Source organism: Helicobacter felistomachi (assembly GCF_030296895.1).
GTDB classification, from domain to species: domain Bacteria; phylum Campylobacterota; class Campylobacteria; order Campylobacterales; family Helicobacteraceae; genus Helicobacter; species Helicobacter felistomachi.
In genome coordinates this window covers 1,270,874-1,297,729 of the sequence record NZ_AP028022.1, presented here as the reverse complement: position 1 = coordinate 1,297,729, position 26,856 = coordinate 1,270,874, and the positions used below count along the sequence as shown (strand labels likewise).

The 26,856-nt window shown below is 48.2% G+C and carries 23 protein-coding genes and 2 pseudogenes; 21 read left to right on the top strand and 4 right to left on the bottom strand.

Translation table 11 applies throughout. The annotated features are described in order from the left end of the window. Positions 1-14 precede the first annotated feature (14 nt). From QUE23_RS06800 to QUE23_RS06715, 18 genes and pseudogenes are all read left to right on the top strand, one after another. Complete coding sequence (locus QUE23_RS06800) at positions 15-1,337, top strand: glucose-6-phosphate dehydrogenase (RefSeq protein ID WP_286348320.1); 1,323 nt, start codon at positions 15-17, stop codon at positions 1,335-1,337. Then, positions 1,330-2,004 carry a 6-phosphogluconolactonase gene (gene pgl / locus QUE23_RS06795; protein WP_286348319.1) on the top strand — a complete coding sequence of 225 codons (675 nt, stop codon included), beginning with the start codon at positions 1,330-1,332 and terminating at the stop codon, positions 2,002-2,004. The genes QUE23_RS06800 and pgl overlap by 8 nt, the downstream gene beginning before the upstream one ends. Next, on the top strand, positions 1,988-2,974 hold the full coding sequence (locus tag QUE23_RS06790; RefSeq protein WP_286348318.1) for a glucokinase: 987 nt from the start codon (positions 1,988-1,990) through the stop codon (positions 2,972-2,974). Before pgl ends, QUE23_RS06790 begins: the two co-directional genes overlap by 17 nt. Further along, positions 2,971-4,620, top strand: a complete 1,650-nt coding sequence (pgi, locus tag QUE23_RS06785; RefSeq protein ID WP_286348317.1) for a glucose-6-phosphate isomerase — start codon at positions 2,971-2,973, stop codon at positions 4,618-4,620. Before QUE23_RS06790 ends, pgi begins: the two co-directional genes overlap by 4 nt. Then, complete coding sequence (locus QUE23_RS06780; protein ID WP_286348316.1) at positions 4,620-5,837, top strand: sugar MFS transporter; 1,218 nt, start codon at positions 4,620-4,622, stop codon at positions 5,835-5,837. The genes pgi and QUE23_RS06780 overlap by 1 nt, the downstream gene beginning before the upstream one ends. A gap of 402 nt (positions 5,838-6,239) precedes the next feature. Beyond that, positions 6,240-7,751, top strand: coding sequence for an ABC transporter substrate-binding protein (locus QUE23_RS06775; protein WP_286348315.1), 1,512 nt, complete (start codon positions 6,240-6,242; stop codon positions 7,749-7,751). After that, on the top strand, positions 7,751-7,993 hold the full coding sequence (locus QUE23_RS06770) for an ABC transporter permease family protein (RefSeq protein WP_286348314.1): 243 nt from the start codon (positions 7,751-7,753) through the stop codon (positions 7,991-7,993). The genes QUE23_RS06775 and QUE23_RS06770 overlap by 1 nt, the downstream gene beginning before the upstream one ends. Positions 7,994-7,995: 2 nt before the next feature. After that, the gene (locus QUE23_RS06765) at positions 7,996-8,694 is read left to right on the top strand and encodes an ABC transporter permease (protein ID WP_286348313.1); all 699 of its coding nucleotides are present in this window, start codon (positions 7,996-7,998) and stop codon (positions 8,692-8,694) included. Beyond that, on the top strand, positions 8,688-9,461 hold the full coding sequence (locus QUE23_RS06760) for an ABC transporter permease (RefSeq protein ID WP_286348312.1): 774 nt from the start codon (positions 8,688-8,690) through the stop codon (positions 9,459-9,461). Before QUE23_RS06765 ends, QUE23_RS06760 begins: the two co-directional genes overlap by 7 nt. After that, positions 9,454-10,071: an ATP-binding cassette domain-containing protein gene (locus tag QUE23_RS06755; protein WP_286348311.1), complete on the top strand. Its 618-nt coding sequence runs from the start codon at positions 9,454-9,456 to the stop codon at positions 10,069-10,071. Before QUE23_RS06760 ends, QUE23_RS06755 begins: the two co-directional genes overlap by 8 nt. Continuing rightward, positions 10,062-10,706, top strand: a complete 645-nt coding sequence (locus tag QUE23_RS06750; RefSeq protein ID WP_286348310.1) for an ABC transporter ATP-binding protein — start codon at positions 10,062-10,064, stop codon at positions 10,704-10,706. Before QUE23_RS06755 ends, QUE23_RS06750 begins: the two co-directional genes overlap by 10 nt. A gap of 83 nt (positions 10,707-10,789) precedes the next feature. Further along, positions 10,790-12,172 (top strand): BspA family leucine-rich repeat surface protein, encoded by a 1,383-nt coding sequence (locus tag QUE23_RS06745; RefSeq protein WP_286348309.1) that lies wholly within the window; start codon positions 10,790-10,792, stop codon positions 12,170-12,172. A gap of 85 nt (positions 12,173-12,257) precedes the next feature. After that, positions 12,258-15,494 carry a carbamoyl-phosphate synthase large subunit gene (gene carB / locus QUE23_RS06740; protein WP_434802014.1) on the top strand — a complete coding sequence of 1,079 codons (3,237 nt, stop codon included), beginning with the start codon at positions 12,258-12,260 and terminating at the stop codon, positions 15,492-15,494. Positions 15,495-15,761: 267 nt separating this feature from the next. Continuing rightward, a pseudogene (locus QUE23_RS06735) lies at positions 15,762-16,824 on the top strand (site-specific DNA-methyltransferase); the annotation flags it as partial. A gap of 270 nt (positions 16,825-17,094) precedes the next feature. After that, on the top strand, positions 17,095-17,397 hold the full coding sequence (locus QUE23_RS10215) for a hypothetical protein (RefSeq protein ID WP_434802013.1): 303 nt from the start codon (positions 17,095-17,097) through the stop codon (positions 17,395-17,397). After that, positions 17,384-20,188 carry a type III restriction-modification system endonuclease gene (locus tag QUE23_RS06725; protein WP_286348308.1) on the top strand — a complete coding sequence of 935 codons (2,805 nt, stop codon included), beginning with the start codon at positions 17,384-17,386 and terminating at the stop codon, positions 20,186-20,188. The genes QUE23_RS10215 and QUE23_RS06725 overlap by 14 nt, the downstream gene beginning before the upstream one ends. A gap of 463 nt (positions 20,189-20,651) precedes the next feature. Beyond that, positions 20,652-21,303: pseudogene (locus QUE23_RS06720) on the top strand (IS607 family transposase). Continuing rightward, positions 21,278-22,567, top strand: coding sequence for an RNA-guided endonuclease InsQ/TnpB family protein (locus QUE23_RS06715; RefSeq protein WP_286348307.1), 1,290 nt, complete (start codon positions 21,278-21,280; stop codon positions 22,565-22,567). The pseudogene QUE23_RS06720 and the gene QUE23_RS06715 overlap by 26 nt, the downstream one beginning before the upstream one ends. 305 nt (positions 22,568-22,872) lie before the next feature. Here QUE23_RS06715 and QUE23_RS06710 read toward each other — a convergent pair whose 3' ends face one another. The 4 genes from QUE23_RS06710 to QUE23_RS06695 all read right to left on the bottom strand — a co-directional run bounded on the left by QUE23_RS06710 (position 22,873) and on the right by QUE23_RS06695 (position 24,879). Then, on the bottom strand, positions 22,873-23,049 hold the full coding sequence (locus tag QUE23_RS06710) for a hypothetical protein (protein WP_286348306.1): 177 nt from the start codon (positions 23,047-23,049) through the stop codon (positions 22,873-22,875). A 101-nt stretch (positions 23,050-23,150) separates the two neighbouring features. Next, positions 23,151-23,831, bottom strand: coding sequence for an outer membrane protein (locus QUE23_RS06705; RefSeq protein WP_286348305.1), 681 nt, complete (start codon positions 23,829-23,831; stop codon positions 23,151-23,153). 14 nt (positions 23,832-23,845) lie between these two features. Beyond that, positions 23,846-24,028, bottom strand: coding sequence for a hypothetical protein (locus tag QUE23_RS06700; RefSeq protein WP_286348304.1), 183 nt, complete (start codon positions 24,026-24,028; stop codon positions 23,846-23,848). Next, positions 24,004-24,879 carry a class 1 fructose-bisphosphatase gene (locus QUE23_RS06695; protein ID WP_286348303.1) on the bottom strand — a complete coding sequence of 292 codons (876 nt, stop codon included), beginning with the start codon at positions 24,877-24,879 and terminating at the stop codon, positions 24,004-24,006. The genes QUE23_RS06700 and QUE23_RS06695 overlap by 25 nt, the downstream gene beginning before the upstream one ends. A 37-nt stretch (positions 24,880-24,916) precedes the next feature. Here QUE23_RS06695 and QUE23_RS06690 point away from each other — a divergent pair, with 37 nt between their 5' ends. From QUE23_RS06690 to QUE23_RS06680, 3 genes are read left to right on the top strand one after another with little or no spacing between them, the layout of a single operon-like run. Further along, positions 24,917-25,696, top strand: a complete 780-nt coding sequence (locus QUE23_RS06690; protein ID WP_286348302.1) for a LamB/YcsF family protein — start codon at positions 24,917-24,919, stop codon at positions 25,694-25,696. Between the two features lie 25 nt (positions 25,697-25,721). Next, entirely contained in the window at positions 25,722-26,072 is a 351-nt protein-coding gene (locus tag QUE23_RS06685) for a hypothetical protein (protein WP_286348301.1), read from the top strand. Then, the gene (locus tag QUE23_RS06680) at positions 25,972-26,856 is read left to right on the top strand and encodes an NRAMP family divalent metal transporter (RefSeq protein WP_286348300.1); all 885 of its coding nucleotides are present in this window, start codon (positions 25,972-25,974) and stop codon (positions 26,854-26,856) included. Before QUE23_RS06685 ends, QUE23_RS06680 begins: the two co-directional genes overlap by 101 nt.

Here is a 26,856-nt window from a genome sequence, read left to right as displayed (position 1 = left end):
TCTAAAGGACGGACATGCAAGAGTGCTGTTTCATCTTACTGGGGGCCACAGGCGATTTAGCCTTGCGCAAGATTTTCCCCGCCCTGTTTAAAGCAAGCCAAGCGGGCTTAAAACCCACCATCACCGCCTGCGCTAGAAGCCACTTAAGCACTCATGAGTTTCTAGACAAACTCAGCACAAAAGCCAAAGAACACATCAAAGACCTAGATTCCAAAGCGTGGGCGCACTTTAGCACTTACATCAACTACACCCCCCTAGACTTCAACAAGCCCGAGGACTTTAAAGCACTCAAAGCCAACCACCCCAACACGATCATCTACTTTTCCATCGCCCCCGAATTTTTCGCCAAAGCCTGCCAAAATTTAGCCGCCGTGGGTTTAAACGCCCCCAATGTCAAAATCGTGTTAGAAAAGCCTTTAGGCACCAACCTGCAATCCTGCAAAGACATTTGCGCCCAAATCAGCCAACACTTCCAAGAAGCACAAATTTATCGAATCGACCACTATTTGGGGAAGCAAAGCGTGCAAAATCTCTTTTACTTGCGCCACAACAACCCGTTTTTAGCTGGCCTGCTTGGGGCGCACTATCTAGACCATGTGCAAATCAGCGTGCTAGAAACCTTAGGGGTGGAGAGCCGGGGGGGCTTTTACGACCCAATGGGCGCACTACGCGACATGCTCCAAAACCACATGCTTGCCATGCTCGCCCTAAGCACCATCCCGGCAAACACCCCCCAAGAAAATATCAGGCAAGCCAAATTAGAAATGCTAAAAAGTTTAAAGCCCCTAGGCCAAGAGGCGTTAAAAACTGAGGTCGTACGGGGGCAATACGCGGCAGGCGGGGGGTTTAAGGGCTACACAGAGGAAGAGCAGGTAAACCCCCACAGCCAAACAGAAACCTTTGTGGCGCTCAAGCTAGAGCTAGAGCACCCCAACTGGCAGGGCGTGCCTTTTTACCTACGCACGGGCAAGCGCATGGGCGTGTCTTTGGTGCAGGTGGTCTTCGTGTTTAAGGGCCCCCCGCAAGCACTTATCTACACCATACAACCACAATGTTCTTTAGAGTTGCAACTGCAGGGCATGGGGGCCTTAAAAAGCGCACTCGACTCGGGGATGGACGCTTACGAGCGGCTGATTTTAGAAGTGGTGGCGGGCAATCAGGCCCCCTTTAACCACCAAAACGAGTTGGAGGCCGCCTGGAGTTTTGTCGACCCCATTTTACAAAGTTGGCAAACAAACTTAACCCCTTTGTTGCCCTATGCCGCGACCAGCTATGGACCACAAGCCGCCTTTGATCTCTTGAAGCAAGATAAGCGGGAGTGGTTTGCCCATGTTTAAACTTGATTCATTTAACAGCCCCAAAGAGAGCGCACACGCTCTAGCCATTGAGATCGCCACGCAACTAAGGCGGATTTTAAGCGTCAAAGAGCGCACAGGACTTGCCCTTTCTGGGGGCAAGTCGCCCATTTTGTTTTTACAAGAGTTGAGCCAAATACCCCTAGAGTGGGGCAAGTGCCGCATTAGCCTTGTAGATGAGCGGGTATCGCCCCTAACTGATCCTGAAAACAACGCCTTGTTGGTGCACACGCATTTTTTGCAGAACAAGGCCCAAGTTGCCCCTTTCACGCCTTTGGTTTTAGACGCTGGCGTTGGCACTGAGGAGCTGTTGAAACACGCAAAGGCGAGCTACACCCAGCCTGATTTGGCCGTGCTTGGCATGGGAGAGGATGGACACACGGCTTCGCTCTTTGCCTGTGCGCCCGAGTATGAAAACGCCCTAAGCAGTCAAGAACCCATAGTCGCCACGACCCCCACAAGCGCGCCCTTTAAAAGACTTAGCATGTCTTTAAATGCGCTGGAGAGTTGCCAAATGTTGTTTTTACTCATCAGTGGGGATCAAAAAAGGGCGGTGTTTGAGAGGGCTAGCCAAACTTTAGACCCTAGCCTGCCCATTTCCTACATCCTACATTCTCAAAAGGTGGTTTGCCATGTCTTCTGCGCCTAACAACTATCCACGCCTTTTAGCCGACATCGGGGGGACCAATGCCCGCTTTGGGTTAGAGGTCGCCCCCGGGCAATTAGAATCCGTGGAGGTTTTAGCTTGCCACGACTTTGACACCATTGTGGACGCAACAAAGCATTATTTAAAGAATATAGGTCATCCCAGCGTGGCGCATGCCGCCTTTGCTTTAGCCAACCCTGTGGTGGGGGACTGGATACAGATGACTAACCACCATTGGGCCTTTTCTGTGGAAACCACCCGCCAAGCGTTGGGCTTTGCCACGCTCTTAGTCATCAACGACTTCACCGCCCAAGCTTATGGTATTTCTCAAGTCAAGGAAGAGGAGTTGTTGCAAGTGGGGGGCACCATGTGTACCATTGACACGCCCAAACTTGTGATCGGCCCGGGCACGGGGCTAGGGGTCAGTGCGCTCATTCCTTGCCACGATGGTTCGTATGTGGCGTTGGCGGGCGAGGGCGGGCATGTGAGTTTTGCGCCCTTTGACGACACCGAGATCATGCTGTGGAGGTATGCCAAGAAAAAATACGGGCATGTCTCTGCTGAGCGCTTTTTAAGCGGGGCAGGATTGGTGTTGATCCACGAGGCTTTGGCGCATCGCGAGGGGATCAAAGTGGCGAAGATGACCCCCGAGATGATCGGCGAGCAAGCCCTAAGCGGCAAGTCCCCGCTGTGCCGCCTGACCTTAGACCTTTTTTGCACGATTTTAGGCACGGTGGCTTCCAACATGGCGTTGGTTTTGGGGGCAAGGAGCGGGGTGTATTTATGTGGGGGGATCATCCCCCGTTTCATCGATTACTTCAAAACTTCCCCCTTTCGAATTCGTTTTGAAAATAAGGGGCGTTTTGACGCCTATTTGGCCGCCATCCCTGTGTATGTGGTATTGGCAAAATATCCGGGCATATACGGGGTGGGTATTGCCCTAGAAAACCACTTACGCAAAGAGAACGCATGAAAACCTTGACACAACACCCAGCCTTTAAAGCCTTGCAAGAACATTTCAACCGCATGAAAACAGCGCACATGAAAGACATGTTTCAAGCCGACCCTACGCGCGCTACACGCTACTTTTTAAAAAATGGCCCCATTAGCCTAGATTATTCTAAAAACCGCATAGACGACACGACCTTAAAGCTTTTGAAAGATTTAGCCACAGAGTGTGGGCTGGCTGAAAAAATCCAGGCCATGTTTGACGGAGAGAAGATCAACAGCACCGAAGAGCGTGCCGCCTTACACACGGCCCTGCGTTATCAAGGACAAGACCCGATCAAGGTTGATGGCCTAGATGTCCTGCCCCAAGTGCGCCAAGTCTTAGAGCGCATGGAAAAATTTAGCGACATGGTGCGTTGCGGGGAGTGGCTAGGCTACACGAATCAAGTCATCACGGATGTGGTGAATATCGGCATTGGTGGCTCGGATTTGGGGGCACTGATGGTGTGTAAGGCGCTACGCCCCTTTGCCAGCCCACGCCTGAATATGTACTTCGTGTCTAATGTGGATGGGACACAGATACAAGGCGTGTTAGACAAGATACATCCCGAAACCACGCTTTTTATCGTGGCTTCTAAAACTTTCTCCACGCAAGAAACCCTGACAAACGCCCTGAGCGCGCGCCAATGGTTTTTAGCCCACGCCCTCAATGAAGTCCACATCGCTAAACACTTTGTGGCAGTGTCTACAAACAAAGAGGCCGTGCAAGCCTTTGGGATCGACACACAGAACATGTTTAGCTTTTGGAACTGGGTGGGGGGGCGTTATAGTCTGTGGTCGGCCATCGGGCTTTCGATCATGATTTATCTAGGCAAAGAAAATTTTAAAGATTTGTTGTGCGGCGCGTATGAAATGGATGAGCACTTTAAAAACGCCCCCTTTGAGCGCAACATGCCCGTGATTTTGGCACTTCTTGGCATTTGGTACATCAACCTATTTGATGCGGGTAGTCATTTAATCGCCCCCTACGATCAATACCTACGCTACTTCCCCCGTTTCATCCAGCAACTCGACATGGAGAGCAATGGCAAAAGCACCACGCTAGAGGGGCAGGCAGTAGACTACGACACGGGACCCATCATTTGGGGGGATTTAGGCATCAACGCCCAACACGCCTTTTTCCAACTCTTGCATCAGGGCACGCACATCAGCCCAATCGACTTCATCGTGTCCTTAAGCAAAGAGGGACATTTGCCCGAACACCACGACATCTTAGTGAGCAACATGTTTGCCCAAGCTCAAGCCTTCATGGAGGGCAAGGACTATGAGCAAGCATATCAAGAACTCCTAGAAGCAGGCAAGAGTGTAGAGAAAGCCAAGAGTCTCGCCCAACACCGGGTGTTTTCAGGCAATCGGCCTAGCAATGTGATCTTGCTAGACACCATTTGCCCTAAGAGTATAGGCGCGCTCATCGCACTTTATGAGCATAAAATCTTCGTACAAGGAGTGATTTGGAACATCAATAGTTTTGACCAATGGGGGGTGGAATTGGGTAAAGAGTTGGCGGCGGGCATTTTGGCACGCCTACGCGGTGCTATGCCCACAAAACCCCTAGACTCCTCTACAAAGCACTTGGTAGAGGTCTACACCGCATTTAATAAAGGAGTTTAATGCAAACCAAGAGCAATACTTTTGCGCTCGCAGCTCTCACCGCTTTGTTTTTTGCCATGGGTTTCATCACCGTTTTAAACGATGTGTTGATCCCACATCTAAAGAAAATCTTTGAGCTCAGCCACGCAGAAGCTGTTTTGGTGCAATTTTGTTTCTTTGGGGCCTACTTCATCACAGGTGGGCTTTTTGGTAAATTGCTGGAGAAGATCGGCTATCCGACCGGCGTGGTGGGAGGCTTTTTGCTGAGTGCCATCGGCTGCATTTTATTTTATCCTGCCGCCTCCACGGCCTCCTATCCTATTTTCCTAGGTGCGCTTTTTATCCTCGCCAGTGGAGTGGTGTTGCTGCAAACCGCGGGCAACCCCTTTGTAACTCTCTTGGCCCCCGGCAAAGAGGCGAGCGCGCTAACCCTCGTGCAAGCCTTTAACTCTCTAGGCACCACTTTAGGCCCGCTCTTTGGGGCGCATTTGATTGCCTCCAACACGGAGAAAGTCATTGACAAGGTCAAAGAGGCGCAGTCCGTGCAAATTCCCTATTTAATGATTGCGGGAGCGCTCATTGTGTTGGCCATCATCGTGTATTTACTCAAACTGCCCGATGTGCGCGAGAGAGCCGAGCAAATCAGTGAACACAACCACGATGGGAAGAAAAGTGCCTTAGAATACCGCCACTTTGTCTTTGGGGCGGGGGCGATTTTCTTTTATGTGGGTGGCGAAGTGTCGATCGGCTCGTTCTTAGTCCTCACTATGGAAGAAATCGCCCATATCCCTGAAAAAGTCGGCTCACACCATTTGATCTATTATTGGGGCGGGGCGATGGTGGGGCGCTTCATCGGTAGTTTGGCCATGCAAAAAATCGCGCCCAACACCTGTTTGGCTTTCAACGCTGGCACGAACATCCTCTTGCTTGCGGTGGCTGTGGCACTACACAATGCCCTTAGCATTTACTTTTTGCTTACCATCGGCTTGTTTAACTCGATCATGTTCCCTACAATCTTCTCTCTAGCCACAAAGGGGCTTGACAGATTCACCAGCCAAGCCTCCGGGATCATTTGTATGGCGATTGTGGGCGGAGCGGTTGTGCCGCTCATTCAAGGCTACATCGCCGACATACATAACCTAGGGATTTTGATCTCTTACATGGTGCCTATGGCGTGCTATGTCTATATCTTGATCTTTGCAGTTTATTTCTACTCCGTGAGAGAACGCACACATTAAGTAAATATTTAAATAAAAGTGTTAGTCTGAGGCGTGAATTTTTCCAAGAAAGGATTGAAAATGGATGCACAACAGCGTGCGAGACTTATCTTGCTCCTAGACACTTTGCAAAAACAGTTGGGGTGTTTGCAAACTGAGTGCGCAGCCACTAGAACGCGCCTAGACAGCTTGCGATCGCAGTACACTAAACAGACTTTACTCTCCCCCCTCCCCCCAGCGCACGGCGCAACCCTAAAAAAGAAGTGCTCTAAACTCTAGGGGCGCAGCAAGGGCGGATGCAGCCCGCCTGGAGGGGGTGCGTGCTTGGCGCACGCTTTAACAATAGAGGCAGAAAGTGCTCGCCGTTAACCATTTTTTAAGAAATTAATACTAATAATACAAACATAGCACTAAAGGATTACTATGTTAAGATTTCTCCTTGCTTGTTTGTTAACTCTCCCCCTTTTTGCCGCCACGCCTAAAGACACTTTAGTGATCGGCGTGGAAAATGAAACTGCCCGCATCAACCCCCTTTTTGATGAGGATCACGACAGTGCTTTGGATTTTGTCTTTAGTGGACTGACCCGCTTTAGCCCTGACATGCAAATACAGCCCGATTTAGCCACAAGTTGGGAGGTGAGCCCTGATGGCTTAAGCTGGGTGTTTCATTTAAGAAAAGGCGTGTTTTGGCACGATGGCAAACCCTTTAGTGCCCAGGATGTGAAATTCACCCTAGAGCAAGCCCAAAACCCTAAGCTCAACGCCCCTGCGCGCGCAAATTTTAGCGAGATACAAAGCGTGCAGGTGTTAGACCCCTACACCTTAAAAATCACCCTAAAAGCCCCCTTCCCCCCGCTCTTAGATGTGCTGAGTGTCGGCATTTTGCCTAAGCACCTGCTTGCAGGCAAGGATTTAAACACCGACAGATTTAACCAACACCCCATCGGCACGGGACCCTTTAAATTCGTGCGCTGGCAAAAGGGGGCGTATATCAGCTTTACCGCTAATGAGAAATTTTATAGAGGTGCGCCCAAGTCTCAAAAAGCCGTTTTAAAGATTGTCCCCGATTTCAATGTCCGCACCTATGAGGTCAAAAGCGCAGACCTTGATGTCGCCCTGGTCGAGCCAAATTTAAGCAAAAGCCTAGAGCGCGACCCGCACATTAAGATCTTAGACTGCAAGAGCGCAGACTACCGGGCATTGATGTTTAACTTTGACAACCCCCTTTTAAAATCCCTAGCCGTGAGAGAGGCGATCAACTACGCCATTGACCGCCCCCTCATCGCCCAAAAAATCTTGCACGGCTATGGCTTTGTGGCAAACAACCCCATACAGGCAAGCTGGGCGAACGACCCGCACGCACAAGGCTATCCCTACGACCCCGCCAAGGCTAAAGAAATTTTAGAAAAAGACGGCTGGGTGCTTAAAGACAAGGTTTTTTATAAAGAGGGCAAGCCTTTGGCCTTTGACGTTTACGCCTTCAACACCGACCCACTCAGGGTTACCCTAGCCAATATTTTGCAAAGCGAGCTGGCCCAAGTGGGGATTAAAGCCACAGCGGTTGCCAAAAACCATGGGGCGTTTGAGATTGCTAAAGTGGATAGCTTCATCATTGGCTGGGGTTCACCACTTGATCCCGATCTACAAACCTACCGCATTTTTGGCACAAAGATGGAGTGGAATTACAACCATTACAGCGATAAGGCCGTAGACTTGGCTTTAAACAAAGCCCGCACCGCCAAAAGCAGGGCGACTCGCAAATTGTGGTATGCTAAATTCATACAGGATTTACACAACAACCCGCCCTTTGCGTTTTTGGTGTATCTGCGCTATCCTTTAGCCTACCGCTCAAATATCCATGGCATCAAGCCCACGATTTTGGGGCACCACGGGGCGCGATTCACTTACAATGTCGCTGAGTGGAGCAAGGATTAGTGTCTTTTGCGTTTAAAAAGATTTTGGGGGCACTCTTACTCTTGCTCATCTTTAGCTTTGTGGTGTTTGTGGCGCTGGATTTGTCGAGTGGGAGCGTGTTATCGGGCATTTATGGAGACAGCGTGCAGAGCGCAAATTCCCTTCTTAAAGCCCGCTTATTAGCCAATTTAGGCCTAGATCGCCCGCTTCTCGTGCGTTATTTGGAGTGGCTGGGGCGTATTTTTCGGGGGATTTGGGGGTGAGCTTGGCAAGCGGGGAGCGAGTCATTGACATTTTAAAAGAGGGCTTGCCCTATACATTAATGTTAGGCTTAACAAGCTTTGGGCTGAGCTTTGTTTTGGCGTTGGTTTTGGGCGTGGCTGGGGCGTATTTTAAGGACTCGTGGCTGGATAAAGCGATCATTTACACCACTCTAGGTTTTTTCAGTGTGCCAAGTTTTTGGCTAGGACTCGTGGCGATCATGCTTTTTAGCGTGCTTTTAGGCTGGCTGCCTAGCTCTGGGGTGGGAGAAATTGGCGCAACGCCTACCTTTAGCGATCTCATCCGCCATTTGCTCTTGCCCGTGGGTGTGCTGACCTTATCGCATTTAGCCATTTACACCCGCCTTGTGCGCTCAGTGGTGCTAGACACTTTGCAAGAACCCTTTGTCTTGAGTTACCAAGCGTGGGGGGTGAGTGGATTTAAGCGTTTTTGGCTGGTTTTGCGCTTTTGCTTTTTGCCTATTGTGGGGTATTTTGCGTCTAATGCGGGGGCGATTGTGGGGGGGACTTATGTCGTGGAGAGTGTGTTTTCCATCGGCGGAATAGGCCAAAGCACCATCAACGCCCTGCTGCATAAAGACTACCCGCTAGCCCTAAGCATCATCATGCTGAGTGCGTTTTTTGTGGTGGGGCTGAATGTGGGGGTGTCGCTTTTGGCAAGGTGGCTTAATCCCAAATGGTGAAGTTGGTGCTTGTTCTTGGGGGTTTGCTTGCCGTCCTTTGTCTGCCTTTTTTTGCGCCCTTTGCGCCCAATGAGGTGCATTTAGAGGCCTTGAAACTGCCCCCAAATGCCACACACTGGCTAGGCACGGATTTTTTAGGGCGCGATGAGTTTTCAAGGCTGTTGGTGGGCTTAAGAAACTCGGTGTTTGTGGGGCTTGTGAGCGGGATTTTGGCATTATTGATGAGTCTAGCCTTTGCCTTTGGGGTGTTGTTTGCACCTAAGTGGGGGCGCTTAGGGCTGCTGGGCTTTTTGGATGGCTTTTTGGCCCTGCCTAATTTGTTGTTGATTCTACTTTTTAGTGCCTTTAGCCAGCGGGGGTTGGGGCTTTTGGGCCTAGGCGGACTATTGTCGCTTTTTTTATGGCCGCAAATGGCAAAGGTTTTAGCCGACAGCTTTAGAGAAATCGCCACAAGGGAGTTTGTCGCTAATGAAAAGGCGTTGGGGGCAAGCAAGTTAGAAATCGCCTTTTTGGAGATACTGCCCCTAGCTAAAAACAGCGTGTTTGTGCTTTTAGCCAACACTTGTGCGCATGCCATCAGTGCCGAGGCCTTGCTTAGCTTCTTTGGGCTGGGGCTTAAAGTGGGGGAGGCGAGCTTAGGCAACATGCTCAACGAGGCTTCGCAGGCGATTTTTACGGGGGTGTGGTGGCTGGTGCTGGTGCCGGGTTTAGCGGTGTTTGTGGTGGTCTTTACTTTAGCGTGGGCGGGGGAGAGAGCGCGTGCTTAGCGTGCAAGGTTTGCGCGTGCTTAGCCCGAGCGGGGCGATTTTACAAGACATTAGTTTTAGCACCAAAGGGCATTTAGCCATTTTGGGCGTGAGTGGGAGCGGGAAAAGCACACTGGCTAGGACATTTTGTGGGTTGTTGCCCCCCACTTTTCAAGTGCATTACAGCGAACTCACCCTAAGTGCACAAGCGGGCTATGTTTTTCAAGACTGCATTTCTTGCTTTTACCCCTATCTTAAAATCAAGGACACCTTTACGATGGTGCTCAAAGAGCGGGCAGCCCAAGCTAAGGACTTGCTGGTGGGTTTAAATGTCCCCTTAAAGGCGTGGCAGGCTTACCCTTATGAGCTCAGCCGCGGGATGGCAAGTCGGGTGCAAATTGCTTTAAATTTAGCCCTGAATAAAGGAATTTTGTTTTTAGATGAGGTGACAAGCTCGCTAGATCAAGCAAACACGCAGAGCGTGGTGGATTTGCTTTTAAGCCTGCCCGTGCAAAGAGTGGTGATCACGCACGATGAGGAAGTGGCGCTGAAGCTCTGCGATGAGGTGTTGGTGCTCGATGGGGGGCAAAGCGTGTATTTTGGCGCAATTGGAGGGTATTTATGCTCTTAGAGGTGCTGGAGTTGTCTAAGTCCTATGGGGCACAAAGGGTGCTAGAGGGGGTGAGTTTTGGCTTAAAAAGGGGGGAGTTGGCGGCGCTGATGGGGCCTAGTGGGTGTGGCAAAAGCACGCTGGCTAAGTGCATTGCCCGTTTAGAGTCCTTTGATGGGGGGCAAATTTTATACGACAGCCAAGACATTTTGCAAATGGAAGAAAGACCCTTTAGGCAGGCAGTGCAGTATGTTTTTCAAGACCAACTGAGTGCTTTAAACCCCGCTAAAAAGGTGAAGGACTTGCTAGGCAGTGTGTGTCGGCGTTTTCAAACCTATGCCCTCCTCAACGAGGCTTTGGAGTTTGCAAAACTGAGCCCCAAACTTTTAGGGCGTTATCCCAGAGAGCTTAGCGGGGGGGAGAGGCAAAGATTAGGCATTGCGCGGGCGATGCTGGTTTGCCCCGAGGTGTTGCTCTTAGATGAAACCACAAGTGCCTTAGATAAAAAGCTCAAGCACGAAATCATGCAAGTGGCGCACACCTACCAACAAGAAAAGCAAATCTCGATTCTTTTCATCACCCACGATGCTACTTTGGCTAGAGGGTATTGTGAGCGGGTGTTGCAACTTAAGGAGGGGGGGCTTTTGCAAGGTTAGGGGTTGGTGCAGGTTGAAGCCCTAAATCCCATTTGTCAAATCTTGCTACAATACGGCCTTTATCTCACAGACAAAGGAGTCCCATGCAAGAGGCATTAGCAAAGTTAGAGCAAGAGATCAAAGCGGTTAAAAGGGCGGGGCGGTTGGCTAAAGGGGTGTTAGAGGAGGGCTTAGAGGCAAGGAGTGAGGCAAAAGAGTTGCACGCTAAATTTAGTGTGCTTTTTGAGGCTTTAGGGCATTTAAGCCAAGCCCTAGACACGCATTACGCCAGCCTAGAGGATGACGACACCCAGTTAGAGCAGGCTTTAATCAGCCTAAAACGCATTAAGTCTAAAATGGCCACACCCCTAGCCAGCCTAGAGAGTGCCAGTAGTGCTAAAGAAGTGTTAGAGGCTTTAACCAGCTTAGAGCAGGGCGTGCTGGATTTAGAGGGCGTGCTTACTAGCCTAAAAAAAGACCCACAAAATTCTCAAAACACTCCGCCCCCCACTATCAACATAGCCCCCAAAACCTATAAAAGGAAGTATTTCCCTAAAAATATGGAGGAGCTTAAAAAATTAGTGAAAAACGAGAACATCCACTTGGGTGAAATCGATATTGGTCCTTTGGAAAATTTGAGTTGTTTATTCTATCCAGACTATCCTAAAACTACCTGTGATAGAAAAAACTTTGAGGGGATAGAAACTTGGGATGTATCAAATGTGAAAAACATGGCTAGGATGTTTCACGGGTGTATTTATTTTAACCATGACATTTCTAATTGGGATGTATCTAATGTGAAATGCATGCACGGCATGTTTGAAGATTGTGAAAACTTCAATCAAGCCCTAGACAAATGGGATGTCTCTAATGTTGAGCAGATGGGGCATATGTTTAATGGCTGCAAAAAATTCAACCAACCCTTAAACTCTTGGGATGTATCTAATGTCAAAGAGATGGCTTGCATGTTTGAAAGCTGCAAAAAATTCAACCAACCCTTAAACTCTTGGAATACTTCCAAAGTTGAAGAAATTACTACTATGTTTGAAGGATGCGAAAACTTCAACGGCTCTTTAGAGGGGTGGGATGTTTCTAATGTTAAAAAGATGGACCATATGTTCAACGGGTGTGTGTCTTTTAACCAACCCTTGAATAGTTGGGATGTGTCTAATGTCGAGACGATGTGTGATATGTTCCAAAACTGCAAGAGTTTTAACCAACCCTTGAACTCTTGGAATGTGTCTAAAGTAAAAAACATGAGTGAGATGTTTAAATATTGCGAAAGCTTCAACCAACCATTAGACACTTGGGATGTATCTAGTGTTGAGCAGATGGGGGGCATGTTTTTCGGCTGTAAAAATTTTAATCAGTCGTTGGATAGTTGGCAAGTTAATTACTTTTGTATTTTGGGTAAAGATACATGCACGGGTGATATATTTGCCCGTTGCGAAAGTCTTGAAAAACGCCCAAAATGGTGGTATCGCTAAAAGACAACGCACCGCTCTTTAGATTTTGTTTTGTGGTTTGCCCCAAGTGCAAGCCATGCCCAACTCCCCCCCAACTTCTGCTATAATCCCGCTTATGCAAAAATTTAAGAAAATTCTACTCATTGGATCGGGTCCCATTGTCATAGGGCAGGCGTGCGAGTTTGACTACTCCTCTAGCATTGCCCTTAAAACGCTTAAAAGCTTAGGCTATGAAGTGGTGCTTTTAAACTCCAACCCTATCACCATCAACACGGACAAAGCCCTCGCCTATAAAACCTACATTGAGCCCATCAACACCGCTAATGTGCTTAAAATCGTAGAAAAAGAGGGCATAGAGGCGGTTTTACCCACAATGGGGGGGCAGACGGCGTTAAATATCATGGTGGAGTTGCACCAACAGGGGCATTTTGAGGGGGCATTAAAACATGTCAAACTCTTAGGCGCGAAGATTGAGAGCATTTTAAAGGCAGAAGATCGGCGCGCGTTTAAGGAGTGCATGCTAAACATCGGGCTAGATTTACCCAAGGGGGGGTATGCCTACAGCGAGGAGGAGGCGTTAAGTGTGGTTAAAGAAGTGGGCTTTCCTTGCATCATCCGCTCTAGTTTTACTTTGGGCGGGGAGGGGAGCTCCGTTGCCTTTAACATTGAGGAGTTTAGGGATTTAGCCAAATTCGCCCTAGAAGCCTCGCCCATTAATGAAATCTTGATTGAAGAGAGCTTATTAGGCTGTAAAGAGTTTGAAATGGAGGTGGTGCGCGATTGCAAGGATAATTGCGTGATCGTGTGCTGCATTGAAAATGTCGATCCGATGGGGATACACACGGGCGATAGCATCACCATTGCCCCTGCGCTCACCCTCACAGATAAAGAATACCAACGCATGCGCGATGCCAGCTTTGCCGTGCTGCGGGCGGTGGGCGTGGATACGGGGGGGGCGAATGTGCAATTTGCCATTAAAGACAGGCGTTTATTAGTCATTGAAATGAACCCAAGAGTGAGCCGCAGCTCGGCCCTAGCCAGCAAAGCCACGCTCTTTCCCATCGCCAAAGTCGCCACGCTCTTAGCTTTGGGGCACACTTTAGAAGAAATACAAAATGACATCACCCAAAGCACGACTTGTTTTGAGCCCACTTTAGATTACATCATCACCAAAATCCCGCATTTTGATTTTGAGAAATTCCCCCAAGTGGACACGACTTTAGGCACTTCTATGAAGAGCATTGGCGAAGTGATGGGGATCGGGGGGAGCTTTAAAGAGAGCCTGATGAAAGCCCTAGAGAGCGACTACCGCTTAAAAAACTTACGCTCTTCTTTAGAAAGCCCCCTGGATTTAGAGTTTTTGAAAAAGGAACTGCGCCGCCCTAACCCCAATAGGCTAATATACGCCATGCACGCCTTCGCCCAAAACTTGAGCGTAGATGAGGTGCATGCCCTTTGCTACATTGACCCCTACTTTTTAAACGAGATCGCTGAAATCGTGCAAGTCCTATTAGAGCTCAAAGAGGCGGATAAACAAGCTATTTTAAGCGATAAATCCGCCCTATTTAGGCTTAAGAGCATGGGCTTAAGCGATTCGCTCATTGCCAGCTTTTTAAGCGTGGGCGAGCTAGAGGTGCGAGGGGTTAGAGAGGCTTTAGACTTGCACCCTAAAATGTACCAAGTGGATTTGAGCGCGAATGAGTTTAAAAGCCCCACGCCCTACCTATACAGCACCTACGCCCCCGCCTTCCCCGCCCACAACAACCCCCCCCCCAAATCCACCCGCCAAAAGGTGATTTTAATTGGCTCCAGTGCCAATAAAATCGGGGTGGGGATGGAGTTTGACTACGCCTTAACGCACGCCAGCCTTGCGCTTAAAAAAATGGGACTAAGCCCTATCATCATCAACAACAACCCCGAGACGATCAGCACCGACCACGACACCAGCGACACGCTCTACTTTGAGCCCATCACTTTAGAGCATGTCCTAGAGATTGTGGCAAGAGAGAGGGCGCATTTAATGGGCGTGGTGGTGGGCTTTGGGGGGCAAACGCCCTTAAAAATTGCCAAAGACTTAGAAGCCCTGCACATCCCCCTGCTTGGCACCGCCTTTAAGAACATTGAAATTGCCGAAGAGCGGGATTTATGCCATGAACTTTTAGAGCGCTTAAACATTGCCTACCCTAAAGGGCTTTGTGCCAACTCAAAAGAGCAAGCCCTAGAGTGTTTAGACCAGCTAGACTTGCCCCTCATCTTACGCCCGAGTTTCGTGCTAGGGGGGGCAAAAATGCGGATTTTACGCACCAAAGAGGAGTGTTTAGACTACATAGAAAACTACAGTTTTGAAACTAGTCTACTGATGGATAGCTTTTTAGAGGACGCGCTAGAGCTGGATGTAGATGCCATTTGCGACCAACAAAGCGTCTTTGTGTGTAGCGTGCTAGAGCACATTGAGCCCGCCGGTATCCACTCGGGCGATAGCACTTGCTTTATCCCCCCAAGCCTAAGCCCGCAAGTTTTAGAAGAAGTTTATAGCCAAACGCAAAAAATCGCTTTGGGCTTGCAGGTGTTGGGCTTAGTCAATATCCAATTTGCCTACAAGAATAACCAACTCTTCGTGCTAGAGATCAACCCCCGCTGTTCGCGCACCGTGCCCTTTGTGTCTAAGGCTTTGGGGTTAGACATTGCGGCGATGGCGATCGGGGTGATGGTGGGGCAAAAATTAGAGGAGATGAAGGGGCTAGAGAATAAAGGCGGGGGGTTATTTTTAGCCAAGCCTTTAAACTATGTCTTTGTCAAAGAAAGCGTGTTCCCCTTTAATAAACTCTATGGGGCGGATTTGGTGCTAGGACCTGAGATGAAGAGCACGGGCGAGGTGGCGGGCGTGGGCTACACTTTAGCCGAAGCCTTTTATAAGTCGCAACTTGCGTGCAACAACCCCATCAAGCACAGCGGGCATGTCTTTGTGTCGCTCAAAGATGCCGACAAGCAAAGGGCGATGCCTTTAATGCGCGCCTTTGCCAGTTTGGGCTTTAAGCTTTACGCCACCACCGGCACACATAAAGCACTGCAAGCTGAGGGGCTAGAAAGCGTGCAGGTGCTGAAAATCTCTGAAGGCCGCCCCAATATCTCGGATTTTATGCTCAATCACGAGATCGACATGGCGATCAACACCAGCGACCGGGTGAGCGAGGACTCTAAGATCATCCGTATGCAAGTGCTGAAAAATAAAATCTCCTATTTCACCACGCTTAAGGCGGTAGAAAAGGTGCTTTTAAGCCTTCTTGAATACTCCAAATTCAAGCACAACCCGCCTATCAGCTTACAAGAATTGCAGGCTTGAATGCAACAAGATTTCTTATTTGAAAACGCGCCGCAAGGGGCATTGGCAGGCAAGATTGAAGCCCTGAAAAAATTATTCCCCTCTTGTGTGGATAAAGAAGGGAAGGTGATTTTAGAGAAGTTGGGGGCACTTTTGGGGCAAAATGGGGGGTTTTCTAGCGAGAGTTATGGCTTGCAGTGGTTAGGCAAGGCGTATGCGCGTATGTTGGCGGAAGAACGCCCTTTTAGCATGCTAGAGTTAGAGCAAAACGCCCCTAGTCAAAATCTTTTAATCAGGGGGGATAATTTAGAAGCCCTAAAGCACCTACAACACGCCTACTATGAAAAAATCAAATGCATTTACATCGACCCGCCCTACAACACGGGCAACGATGCGTTTATCTACCAAGACAAGCGCGCCTTTAGCCCCCAAGACTTGGGCGTAAAGGCGGGGATGAGCGAAGGGGAAGCTGGGCGGGTGTTAGAGTTTATCGCTCAAGGGGCAAACACCCACTCTGCGTGGCTGACCTTTATGTATCCGCGTTTGGTGCTGGCGCGCCATTTGCTAAGAGATGATGGGGCGATTTTCATCAGCATTGACGACAACGAACAAGCCCCGCTTAAATTACTTTGTGATGAAGTCTTTGGGGAAGGGAATTTTGTGGGGAATTTAGTGTGGCAAAAGAAAAAAGGGGGGGGCGGTAGCGATTCGCAATATTTTTTACAAGAACACGAATATATCCTATGCTATGCCAAAACAGATTGGACTATCCAAAATTTGATAGGCGAACATGACGAAAGCACTTTTAAAAAAATTATCAATGGCAAAAAGGCTAAGATAAGGAAGCTAGAAAAGGACGGCGATAAATCTTTACGAATAGATAGACCTAGTCTTTACTACCCCATAAAAGACCCACAGGGCAACGATTTTTACCCCCTTGCCCCCAGTGGCGAAGAAGGGCGGTGGCGTAAAAAACCCGAAAATTTAGACCCCGAGTGCATTTTTTGGCAAAAAGACAGCAAGGGGCGTTTAACCCCTTATGAAGTGCTTTATTTTGATGAAGTGCAAGACCAAGACAAAATCATCAAGACGAGAACCATTTTTACGGAACATGGCACAACCACAGAAGCGACTAAAGAAATCCAAGCCCTTTTTGGCTTAAAAATCTTTGACACCCCCAAACCCACCGCCTTAATCCAAAAATCCTACAAATTGCCACTACGGGGGGGGGGAGAACCCCGAGATTGTCCTAGACTTTTTTGCCGGCTCAGGGACGACAGGGCATGCCGTGATGGCGCAAAACCTCGCCGATGGGGGCAAGCGGCAATTTATTTTAATCCAGCTAGATGAGCCCATCGACCCTAAAAAATCCCCCAACGCCTATAACTTTTGCCAACAAGAGCTAGGGCACGCTAAACCGACCATCTTTGACATCACACAAGAACGCCTTAAAAGAGCCAAAGCCAAATTAGAGCAAGAGCACGCAGGGCAGACAAGCGATTTAAACTTTAAAGTCTTTCGTGTGCAAGAAAAGGGGGCGTGCTTAGAAGACATCGCCACCTTCCAAGCCCAAGAGCTTAACTTCCCCACCTACAGCCAAACCAGCCTTTTAACCACTTGGATGGCTTATGATGGCATTAGCTTAAGCCTAGAGCCCATGCCCATCCTCTTAGCCACCTACACAGCCTTTTTGTGTGCCAGCCGCCTTTACTTGCTATCCCCCAATTTTGACATGCCCGCTTTAAAGGCGTTGTTAGAAAAGTTTGATAATGATCCTAGTTTTAAACCCTCTGTCATCGTGGCGTGCAATGAAGAGATCGACAGCCCCATGCAGCGTGCCTTGTGTGAAAACCTTAAAGCCTTGAATAACCGCAAAAACCTAGAAATCAAAACCTTCATTCGGCTAGCGCATGGCAAACTTTGAATACAGCTACGAACACCTCCCCCACCAAGAGCGGGCAGTGCAGGCGATTTTAAAAGTGTTTGATGGCTTTAGCCTAGAGCCTAGCCGCCCTTGCGCCAACCCCAAACTTCTTAAAGACAAAGCCCTTTTTGCATCCAATTTACACGCCTTGCACAACCAAGAGCACATTGAGCATACCCGCTACACCCACCTAGAGAGCCACACCATCGACATTTCTATGGAAACAGGCACGGGCAAGACCTACACCTACACAAAAGCGATGTGTGCCTTACACCAACACTTCCAGCAATCTAAATTTATCCTAGTCGTGCCCTCTTTGGCGATCAAGGCGGGGGTGGCAAAATTCTTAAGAGAGCCTAGCGTGCGCGCGCATTTTAGAGACCTTTACCAAGTGGATTTAAGCGTGCATGTGATCTCTAGCCAAGCCAGTAAGGGCTTTCCTAGCGCACTTAGCGACTTTGTCAAAGCCCCCATAACCCCCCATAAAATCGAAGTCTTGCTCATCAATCAAGGGATGATCAACGCCCCCAGTCTAGAGAAAAGCTACGACACCACTCTCTTTGACACCCACACGCGCCCCTTTGACGCGCTTAAAGGCACAAACCCGATTTTGATCATAGACGAACCCCACCGCTTTAAAAAAGACCAAAAGAGTTTTAAAAACCTTGAAAAAATCGCCCCCTCTTGGATTTTGCGTTTTGGGGCGACCTTTGAAAACACCGAAGAAAACCTCATCTACCGCCTCAATGCCATGCAAGCCTTTAACCAAAACCTCGTTAAGGGTGTGCAGGTTTTCACCCACGGGTTAGGCAGCCACACACCCCCCACCCAGCTCGTGGGGCTGAGCGCCTATGAAGCCAAATTTAAACAAGGCACAAGGATTTTTAGCATCGGGCAAAAGGAGAGTTTAAGCAAGATCGCCCCTGAGCTCAATTTAACCCTAGAGAAGGTGTCCTCTAGAGTGGCCTTGCTGTCTAATGGGCTAGAATTGCGTTTAAAAGACAGCTTGAACCCAGATTGTTACACCTTGAGCCTACGCGATCAAATGATCGACAAAGCCCTAGATACACATTTTGAACTAGAGCGGCAACTTTTAAGCCGCCCAGATAAAATCAAGCCCTTATTGTTGTTTTTCATCGATGACATTGTGGGCTATCGTGGTGGGGGGTTTCAAGAAGCCTTTAACGCGCTTTTAACCCAGAAATTACAAGCCCTTTTGACACAAGAAAAAACGCGCCCAGACACCAACCCTTTTTATGTGGCCTATCTACAAAAATCCTTAGCCGATGTGGCGGCCACACATGGGGGGTATTTTGCACGCGACAACCTAGCGCGCGATGAGAAGATCGAAGCACAGATTACAGAGATTTTACACGATAAAGAGAGATTGTTAAGCCTAGACAATCCTAGACGCTTCATCTTTTCGCAATGGACTTTAAAAGAAGGGTGGGACAACCCCAATGTCTTTGGCATTTGCAAATTGCGCTCAAGCGGGAGCGAGACTTCTAAATTGCAAGAAGTGGGGCGGGGGCTTAGATTGCCCGTCAATGAACACGGGGCGCGCATCCACAGCGAAAACTTTTATTTGAACTACTTTGTGGATTTTAGCGAAAAGGACTTTGTGGCTAAACTTGTGGGCGAGATCAACACCAGCACCCAGCTTGAGAGCAGCCCCACAAAACTAGAAGACGCGCTCATTGAGTACATTTGTCGGGTGTATCAGCTGAGCGATACAGAGTTATTAGAAAACTTGGATCAGGCGGGGGTGATCGATCGCACAAACCACTTTAAAGAAGGGGGGTTTGAAACACTCAAAGCTCTTTACCCACAAGCCTTTTTAAAAGCCGACAAGATCAAAAACGCTAAGGACAGAGTCCCTAAAGCCCACATCCGCGCTAAGAAATACGAAGAACTTAAAGAGTTTTGGGAAAAGATCAACCAAAAGGCGTTGTTGCACTATTTGGGCGATGAAGAAGACTTTTGCCAACTCTTAATAAACTTTTTACAAAAGCATAGAGAAGGCTTTAAAACCCCTTTTTTGGGCGTTAAAAAAGAGACCTTGCAAGTGCAAGCACAGGGCGCGCACAGCTTGAGCGAAACTTTAAACATGCAAATGTCTACGCCCAACATGCCCTATGGGGCGTTTTTAAGCCAGCTTGCCCTAGAGACCCACACAAAAGCCCTAACTTGGCACAAAGCTTTTTGTGCCCTTAAAGATTTTGACATCAATTTATATTGCCACAACGCCACCATCCGCCACATTCAAGGGCATTTGGCCAGTTATCTTTTAGATCACGCCCTTAAAGGGGGTGGGGGCTTTAACATCGCCTACGAAAAAATCGCCCACAACCCACACCCCACATTTTTGACAGACGCTAGGGGCAACGCGCTCATAGGCATCGACCCCAGCCCGCTAGGCGTGCAAAAAGGCGACACTCTCCCCGCACAAAATTATCTCTTTGAAGAGCTTTACTACGACTCGCAACTAGAGAGGGAAAACATCGTCAACGGGCTTGAGGGGGTGTGTGTCTTTAGCAAAATCCCCAAAAACTCTTTAAAAATCCCGATGAGCGGCGGGGGGACTTACAGCCCCGACTTTGTCTATGTCTTAGAAAATGGGCGCGGCTTTGTGGTGGAGACCAAGGGCAAGCAAGAACGCGCCTTGATGGCCGATGAAGCCCAAAAGATCGCACATGCAAGGAAATTTTTTAAAGAGGTGCTCGGAGTGGAGTTTGTCTTGCAAGATGAGCAAAAGGGGCCTTTAGAGTTGCTTAAAAAAAGAGCACCATAATCCCCTTCCTTTGGGACACTAAGCCCCTTTAGGCGCACTAGCCTTCTTGCAAATGCGACATTTTAGCGTAGGGTTTGGGGATTTTAATCTCTTGCCCTAGGCTCAGTGCCGCATTGCAACACTAAAGGCAGTTTTTTAGCAAGCACTAGCTAGATCATGGAGAGGCTTGCAGCAACGCCCCCACGACTCACATCTAGGCATCGTAAATGAGGTTTAAAGACTCTAAAGTAAATGCTGGATTTTGGGGGTGTTGCCTTGTTTATGGTAATCTGTGGCCAATACCTGCGCGGTTATGGATAAAAGCCAAATGGTGATCCAAAGGAATCCGTTTTATTTCAAAGTTTTACGCCTAAGTGGGCTTAGATTCTTTGGGCTAAAAACAGCAATATAAAATCTATAAAATTCTATAATTCTCTGTAAATTTTTTATATGTTTTTAAGTTTCTAGGTGCTACCATGTTGGCATGAGTAATTTACTATCCATAGGTCAAGCAAGCAAGGTTTTAGGTGTCAGTATCCAAACCCTAAGAAATTGGGAGAAAAAAGGCTTACTTAAACCCGATAACTACACAAAAGGTGGGGAGCGGAGATACAAGCTAGAGAGCCTTAAAAATATCAACAAAAACATTGTTTTTCATAACGATAACCGCAAGACTATTGCCTATGCCCGTGTTTCTAGTGCCGACCAAAAAAGAGGATTTAATCCGCCAAGTGCAGGTTTTGGAGCTGTATTGTTCGAAACTGGGCTTTAATTACGAAGTGATACAGGACTTAGGCTCTGGGATGAATTATTACAAAAAGGGCTTAACCAAACTTCTTGACCTTATCCTAGAGAGCCAAGTAAAAAGGCTTGTTTTGACCCATAAAGACCGCTTATTGCGTTTTGGTGCGGAGCTGGTGTTTGCCATTTGTGAGGCTAAAGGTGTGGAGGTGATTATCATTAATCAAGGCGATGAGAATATCCGCTTCGAGGAGGAGTTAGCTAAAGATGTGTTGGAAATTATCACAGTATTCTCCGCTAGGCTTTATGGAGCACGCTCCAAGAAAAACAAACAGCTTTTAGAACAAATGCAGGCGGTGGTAGAGGACAATGTTACAACTGACCCACAAGATTGAATTAAACCCTAACAACAAGGCAAAGACCCATTTTAAAAAAGCCTTTGGGTGTGCTCGATTAGCCTATAATTGGGGACTAGCCAAGTGGAAGGAAAACTACGAAAAGGGCATTAAATCTAACCACCTTGCCCTAAAGAAAGAGTTTAACGCTCTTAAAAAAACGAATTATCCCTTTGTCTATGAGGTTACAAAATATGCCACCGCACAGCCTTTTACGCATTTAAACCTAGCGTTTCAAAAATTCTTTAAAGACCTAAAGCTTGGCAAATTGAGCTACCCCCGTTTTAAGCGCAAAAGAGAACATCAAGGCAGTTTCTACATTGGGGGCGACCAAATAAAAATCATTCAAGGTGGCACAAAAGACTATCTAAAAATCCCTAATTTGCCTAAAATTAAAATGACAGAGAGACTAAGATTGCAAGGTAAAATCAATGGGGCGACCATTACACAAAAGGGGGCTAAATTCTTTGTTTCCATTCAAATCAACACCACACAAGAGGAGTTTAACCGCACGCATAAGCCCATTAAGAGTAATAGCACTCTAGGTGTGGATACAGGCATTAAAGCGTTTGCTAGTCTATCTAATGGCTTACAAATCCAAGCACCTAAGCCCTTAAATAGGCTAACAAGACGGCTCAAAAGATTTAGCAGGCAAGTTTCTAAAAAGCAACACCCGAAAACCAAAGGCGACAAGACTAGAAAATCCGCTAATTATCTTAAAGCCACTTTACGCCTAAACCGCTTACACGCACGCATTGCCAATATCCGCACTGACTTTTTACACAAGCTCAGCACCGCTCTAATAAGGCACGCCAAAGTCCTGTGTATGGAGAGTTTGAAAGTGTCTAACATGCTCAAAAACTCTAAACTAGCCAAAGCCCTTAGCGATGTCAGCATCTCTGCTTTTAACACGCTCTTAGAGTATAAAGCCAAATGCTATGACAGAGAGATTAAGCGAGCCGATGCCTTTTATCCTAGCTCTAAAACTTGCTCTGGATGTGGCAATGTCAAAAAGGATTTAACGCTTAGTGATAGAGTGTATCATTGTGGGGCGTGTGGTATGGCGGTGGATAGAGATTTTAACGCCAGTGTTAATCTAGTGAAGCATTTAGTAGGTGGAGTTCCCACCGAATTTACGCCTGCGGACATGACGGCTCTATTAAGTTGTTTTGCAAAGAATGGCTTAGTAACCAGCATGGTGGAAACAGGAATACAACAAAAACCGCAATCTTTAAAATTTTTTTCTATTGATAGGATTTTATAGGATTTTATGCGGTTTTATAGGTTTGTAAGAACGGTTAGTTGTTTTTGTGTTTCTCAAGATATTCGATCACTTTTCTAAAAATTTGGGGTTGTCTTTAATCTACATCCACTCACTGCCCTTACCGGTTTTGTGGTCGTGGTCTCTTGCTAATGGTGCTGTAACGCCCACAATACCTATTTTTTCACAAATGGGACAGACAAAAATACTCCCTTTACAGGAGCTTTTGCGTCCATTTTGGCTTTTCTGGCAAGAGCTTCATGCCATCTTTACGGCACCGATAAACAACATTAAAGCGCATTCCCTTTTTAGGTGTTGTGTGCTTTGGAGTTGGGGCTTTGGTTTTGTTGGTTGTGTGGTTGGTTGGAGATTTGTAAGGGGTGGTTTGGGTTTTTGGATTTGCTAGGATTGAATAGATAGGGGGCTTGGAGGTTTAGCCGTTCTTGGTGTGGAGATATGCGAAAGCCCTTCAACCCCTGCCACAATCGCCCCCACACCAGACAAAAACAATACAAAGCTTGTCAATAGATTTTATATAGCCCTCAACTGCTTATTTAACCCTACACGCACGCATTTTGGGCATCGCCTAAAAGTTATAAACATAATTGCCATAAAAAACAATGCTTCTTTGGAAAGTCAAGCCATAAATGCCCCCGGGGGCAATGGAGCGGAAGTAGTAATTACGCACTAAAGGGATTTTTAACCCGAACTCAAAGCCTTGGTGCTTGGTAACATTCGTCCGCACGCCCACATTCACGGGGATTTGAAAGTAACTAAAATTCTCGCTCACTCCGGGGTATTTGGCAAGATTCTTAACATACGAAGCCCCCGAATTGCTCCACGAACTGCCCGCAAACGCCAAGCCCATAAAAAAACCCACCTGCATTTTACGTTTGTCGATGAAATTGAAGAGATAATCCGCCCCCACGCCGTAGACATTGTCGTTTAAGCGAGGGCCGTTGAAGCTGGGGTTGTCGTAGCCGTAGTCATAAAAAGCGTAGATTCTAACTCCATTGCGCCTTTCTAGCTTGCCAAAAAACATTTTATAGCCCGCATTTAGGCTAAAGCCGTACATGTTGCTCATCCCCGGGGTGTAGCCACTTAGACCCAAAGGCTGCGCCTCGTTGGCATACATCCCCCTGGAGATCGTGGTTTTGACTAAGGTGTATTGCAACCCCCCCGACACATACACGCCGTTTTTCTCAGCCAACGCCACGCTGACTAAAGCACACAACACCCCCACACCAAATCTAAACCTTTGCAACATCACAAATCCTTTAGCTAAAAATCAAAATTGCCCTGTTGGCCTTTATTCATGCTTGCATACACGCTCGCAACATAGGCCTTTCTCTCCGCACACTCCAAAGTCAAACTGCAACGCAAGCAAGAGCCCACACCCTTGCGCTCTTGGCAAGCCTGCACCTTTTGTTTCCATTCATCTAGTTTTTGCTCGAACGCATCCACTGCTTTAACGCCTCCATTTCAACTTTTGAGCCTAGAAAACATGGGCTTTTGTCGTGCAGGCTGTTTAAGGGGGCGTTTAAGATATTTTGCATGCCATCAAAGCTAAGTCCCCCCGCCTTTTCTACGACAAAGGCTAGGGGATAGACCTCAAAGAGTTTACGCAACTTGCCTAGGGGAGCATCTGTGGTGGCTGGGTAGCAAAAGAGCCCCCCCTCTTTGCTGAGTAAGTGGTGTATGTCGGCAACCATGCTCCCGCTGTAACGCAGACGGTAGCCCTGCTTGAAAAATGCCATTAAAAATTCTATATATGCGGGGCTAAAGTGTTGCCAAGAACCCCCGGGTGCTAGGTTTTTACCCTTCTCTTTTAATTTTAACGCCCCCTTTGTGTGCCACTTTTGCATGTCTTCATTGTAAATATAATGCGTAACATCTTGCGTGGTCGCCACAACTAATTCTAACTTCGCCCCATACAGAATATACGCCCCCATTTGGATATGGTGTGCCATATTTGGCTCAGCAAAACCCAAAGCAGGGCGATCATACACCCCAAAAATGCTCCCCACTAAAAAATTCGCCCCCACCACGCTAGAGCCATCCAGGGGGTCAAAAGCGACTAAAAAATCCCCCTGTTCGTTATACTGCGCTTCTTGCCTCTCTTCGCTCATCACGCCCCCCACGCTAGGCACTTGCATTAAGGCTTCAAAAATGAGCTGATCTGCCGCTACATCCACGGCTAATTGTAAATCTGCGGTGGGGTTTTTGTGATCGGTGTAGCGGGTGTCGCCTTGTTTAATGGCTTGATAGACTTTGGGGGCCAGGGTTTGCAAGGCTTGCACGATGGGGACCGGCATTTTCTTGTCCTTTAGAATTTCGTGTTAGCATTGTAGCATGGATTGTGTGGATTTAAACAGCGACATGGGCGAGGGCTTTGGGGTGTATCGCTTGGGCGATGATGCCGCCATCATGGAGTTTGTCAGCAGCGCGAATTTGGCTTGTGGCTGGCACGCAAGCGATCCGTTGATCATGCAAGAAATGGTCGGCTTAGCCAAAAAATCAAACCTAGGGTTGGGCGCACACCCAGGTTATCCCGACCTTTTGGGCTTTGGGCGGCGTGATTTAAAAATCAGCCCCAAAGAGGCCAAAGCCTACACACTCTACCAAGTGGGTGCGCTCTATGCCTTTGCCAAAGCACAGCAAACCCCCTTACAGCATGTCAAATTGCACGGGAGTTTTTACAACCAAGCCGCCTACGATTTAAAGCTAGCACGAGCGGTGCTTGAGGGGGTGGGGGACTTTGAGCCCAATTTGATTGTGCTCGCCCCTAGCCTTAGCCCTATGGCAAAGTTGGGGCAAGAAATGGGTTTAAAAATCGCCCAAGAAGTTTTTGCGGATAGGCACTACTTAGACGATGGGCGGTTGGCACCAAGAGCCCATCCACAAGCCTTTGTAACCGACTTGAGCGAAGCCTTGGTGCGGGTGGTTTGCATGGTTAAAGAGCGCAAGGTGCAAACCATCAGCGGCAAAACTATAGACATTGTGGCCGACTCCATTTGTGTGCATGGCGACAACCCTCAAGCGGTGTGGCTGGTCATGCAGATTAAAGAAGTTTTGCTAAAAAATGGGGTGGCAATCAAACCCTTAGGGGAGTTCATAAGGGGGGCGCATTAGCCACTTACTCGGAGCGGCGTTTTTAATGGCAACCTCAGCGGTGGGGCCGGGCTTTCTCACCCAAAGCGCACAATTCACACAAGAGCTCAAAAGTGCTTTTGCCTGCGCTATTCTCATCGCCACTCTAGCCTCCCTAATCGCCCAACTCAATGTGTGGCGGGTGCTGGCTGTGGCTAATCAAAGGGGGCAAGAGATTGCAAGTGCCCTGCTGCCCGGGCTCGGGGCGTTTTTGACCTTTTTGATTTGTCTAGGGGGATTGGTTTTTAACATCGGCAATGTGGGGGCATGGCTTTGGGCTTACAAGTGCTTGGGGGTTCAACCTCAACACGGGGGCGGGGCTTGGGGCGTGTTTAGCCATTGGGGTGTTTCTCTTTAAGCGGGCAATGGCGTTCATGGATAAAATGACGCAGATCTTGGGGGTGTTGATGGTCGTGTTGATGGGCATTGTCGCCCTACACGCCAAAGCCCCTCTAGCGCAAGTGTTCAAAGAGAGCCTACACCCAAGCCACTTCTCTATGGTGGCGGTGCTGACCTTAATCGGGGGCACCGTAGGGGGCTATATCATTTTCTCAGGCGGGCATCGGCTTTTAGACGCCAAGGTTTGTGGCACTCATCGCTTAAAGGAAGTGGATTTAGCCGCCTACTTAGGCATCTTTGTGGCGACTTTGGTTAGGGGGTTGTTGTTCTTGGTGATTTTAGGCGTTGTGGAAAGTGGGGTGGTGCTAAAGCCTGCTAACCCCGCCCTTAGTGCCTTTGAGTCTTTTGGGGAGTGGGGGCGTGTGGTCTTTGGTGTGGTGTTTTTGGCAGCGAGTCTCACCTCCATTGTGGGTGCGGCTTACACGAGCGTGTCGTTTTTACGAAACTTAAGCTGGGTGAGAAGGCAAGAAAACACATGGGTGGTGGGTTTTATCGGCGTGCCGACGTTGATCTTTTTGGGTGTGGGCAAACCCGCCACACTTTTAGTTGCTGCTGGGGCGTTAAACGGGCTGATTTTGCCCTTAACTTTAGCCCTCATGCTCATTGCCGCCAAAAGCCCTAAAATTGTGGGTACTTACAAGCACCCCCTCATCTTAAGCGTGCTAGGCTGGGTGGTGGTGAGCTTTAGTGCCTACTGGGGACTGCTCTCTTTAAAACCGCTCTTCAAACTATTGGGGACTTAG

Bases quoted from the DNA above. Each gene is read 5' to 3' on its own strand.
- QUE23_RS06725 (WP_286348308.1), top strand. From the start codon at position 17,384: ATGGCAAACTTTGAATACAGCTACGAACACCTCCCCCACCAAGAGCGG.
- QUE23_RS06690 (WP_286348302.1), top strand. From the start codon at position 24,917: ATGGATTGTGTGGATTTAAACAGCGACATGGGCGAGGGCTTTGGGGTG.
- QUE23_RS06790 (WP_286348318.1), top strand. From the start codon at position 1,988: ATGTCTTCTGCGCCTAACAACTATCCACGCCTTTTAGCCGACATCGGG.
- QUE23_RS10215 (WP_434802013.1), top strand. From the start codon at position 17,095: ATGGCTTATGATGGCATTAGCTTAAGCCTAGAGCCCATGCCCATCCTC.
- QUE23_RS06760 (WP_286348312.1), top strand. From the start codon at position 8,688: ATGGTGAAGTTGGTGCTTGTTCTTGGGGGTTTGCTTGCCGTCCTTTGT.
- QUE23_RS06750 (WP_286348310.1), top strand. From the start codon at position 10,062: ATGCTCTTAGAGGTGCTGGAGTTGTCTAAGTCCTATGGGGCACAAAGG.
- pgl (WP_286348319.1), top strand. From the start codon at position 1,330: ATGTTTAAACTTGATTCATTTAACAGCCCCAAAGAGAGCGCACACGCT.
- QUE23_RS06800 (WP_286348320.1), top strand. From the start codon at position 15: ATGCAAGAGTGCTGTTTCATCTTACTGGGGGCCACAGGCGATTTAGCC.
- QUE23_RS06705 (WP_286348305.1), bottom strand. From the start codon at position 23,831: ATGTTGCAAAGGTTTAGATTTGGTGTGGGGGTGTTGTGTGCTTTAGTC.
- QUE23_RS06775 (WP_286348315.1), top strand. From the start codon at position 6,240: ATGTTAAGATTTCTCCTTGCTTGTTTGTTAACTCTCCCCCTTTTTGCC.
- QUE23_RS06680 (WP_286348300.1), top strand. From the start codon at position 25,972: ATGTGGGGGCATGGCTTTGGGCTTACAAGTGCTTGGGGGTTCAACCTC.
- QUE23_RS06745 (WP_286348309.1), top strand. From the start codon at position 10,790: ATGCAAGAGGCATTAGCAAAGTTAGAGCAAGAGATCAAAGCGGTTAAA.
- QUE23_RS06685 (WP_286348301.1), top strand. From the start codon at position 25,722: ATGGCAACCTCAGCGGTGGGGCCGGGCTTTCTCACCCAAAGCGCACAA.
- QUE23_RS06695 (WP_286348303.1), bottom strand. From the start codon at position 24,879: ATGCCGGTCCCCATCGTGCAAGCCTTGCAAACCCTGGCCCCCAAAGTC.
- QUE23_RS06780 (WP_286348316.1), top strand. From the start codon at position 4,620: ATGCAAACCAAGAGCAATACTTTTGCGCTCGCAGCTCTCACCGCTTTG.
- pgi (WP_286348317.1), top strand. From the start codon at position 2,971: ATGAAAACCTTGACACAACACCCAGCCTTTAAAGCCTTGCAAGAACAT.
- QUE23_RS06715 (WP_286348307.1), top strand. From the start codon at position 21,278: ATGTTACAACTGACCCACAAGATTGAATTAAACCCTAACAACAAGGCA.